Here is a 1,681-nt window from a genome sequence, read left to right on the forward strand (position 1 = left end):
TGGTCTGGCGGTCCATCGACTGCACGCCAAAGGCCATCTGGGGCTGGTGGTCGATGACGATCAGCTGGCTGTTGCGCGGGGTCAGGACTTGCAGTTTGGCGTTCGACACGATGTTCTCCAATTAAGGTGATTCAATGATTTTGAGTTTTGTCCGGTAGCGCCTGGCTTGCTTCGTTGCCTTGTTGCGCTGTCCATGTGCAGAACTATAACCAGCGTCAGACCGCGGAAAGTGGCCCATCACTGTCATAGTTATTCAAAATATCTGAATATTGCGACGGCTGGCGGAAGAAGATTGGTCACTGGCCGCTTGTGGTCTGACAGACGGAAACGTGGCCGGCGCTGGCCCGCCAGCAAGTCGATCTGCGAGTGTGCAGGGAAGTGGGGGTTTGCGCGCTAATGAGCGCATTTTGGCCATCGTTTTACCGATAATTATTCGTGGACTATAATTATTCCGTACAAATAATTTGCCATAAATGCCCCATGACGAACATTTACAGGCGCCCGCAGCTTGCGGAACAGATGGCCAGGCAACTCCTCAATCCTGGTGTCCTGGATGAGGGGCTGCGGTCAGGGCTCTTCCTGTCCGGCTTGCGGCGCACAGGAAAAACCACGTTCCTGCAGAACGACCTCATCCCTGCTCTAGAGAATGGCGGGGCGATCGTGATCTACGTCGACCTCTGGAGCGACACTCAGCGAAGCCCGGCGGCGCTGATTCTGGAGGCGGTCAAGAAGGCGCTCAAGGACCTTGAGACCGCACCTGCATCGGCAACCAGAAAGCTGCGGCGCCTCACTGGGGCGGATGTCGGGGCGTTCGGCTTCAAGTTTGGCTTTAAGCTCGACAGCCTGGGCCAGCCCGGCGGAGCAACGCTCGCCCAGGCGCTGACGGAAGTAGTCGACCAGGCGAAGACCGATTTAGTGCTGATCGTTGATGAGGTGCAGCACGCCATCACCTCCGATGAGGGCAATCAGTTGTTGTTTGCCCTGAAAGCGGCGCGCGAGGCCATCAACCTCCGTCCGGATACGCCCGGCTACTTCCTGTTCGTCGGGACGGGGTCGCATCGAGCCTTGGTMAGCGAGTTGACGGCGCGACGCAATCAGGCCTTCGCTGGTGCCACGTCAGTTGCGTATCCGGTCCTGGACCAGGAATACGTCGCGTACCTGCTTGATCGCCTGGCTACGGAGGGATTCTCGTCACTGCCGTCATCCGACGTCGCTGTGAAGGCATTTCAGGCGCTCGGCAACCGCCCGGAAGAAATGATCAAGGCTCTGAGGCAACTACACTTTCACCTACCGGCTGGGGCCAACCCAGATGAGCACTTGCCGGTGATCGCCAACACGCTACGGTCGGCCGCCGCGGACATCGAGATCATGAAACTGGAGCAGCTTGGCAGCGTCCCGACAGCCGTCTTTGATCGGATCGCCTCGACAGAGGGCGACGCCCGAGGCCTGTTCTCTGGAGAGGCAGCGGCAAGCTACTCTAAAGCCGTCGGACGTGAGGTCAAGGTGGAAGAGGTTCAGCCAGTCATCAATGAACTACTGGCGACCAACCTGATCATGCGTAAGGGACATGGTATCTACGGCGTCACCGACCCCTTTGTCCAGGAGATCTGGCGCGAGCGGAAGTCMCTCGAAGGCAAGATCTAGTTCTGTCCGCAACGCCAAGCGCTGTCCGGCCAATAGG

At 58.5% G+C, this 1,681-nt stretch carries 1 protein-coding gene and 1 pseudogene; one reads left to right on the plus strand and one right to left on the minus strand.

Annotated elements, in window-relative coordinates:
* Positions 1-109, minus strand: a pseudogene (locus AC1DKV_RS40400) (hydrolase); the annotation flags it as partial.
* 371 nt (positions 110-480) lie between these two features.
* Between AC1DKV_RS40400 and AC1DKV_RS40405 the strand changes: the two are divergent.
* On the plus strand, positions 481-1,644 hold the full coding sequence (locus tag AC1DKV_RS40405) for an AAA family ATPase (RefSeq protein ID WP_441622729.1): 1,164 nt from the start codon (positions 481-483) through the stop codon (positions 1,642-1,644).
* The last annotated feature ends 37 nt before the right edge of the window (positions 1,645-1,681 follow it).

It is taken from the genome of Cupriavidus sp. 05T41 (assembly GCF_056396525.1).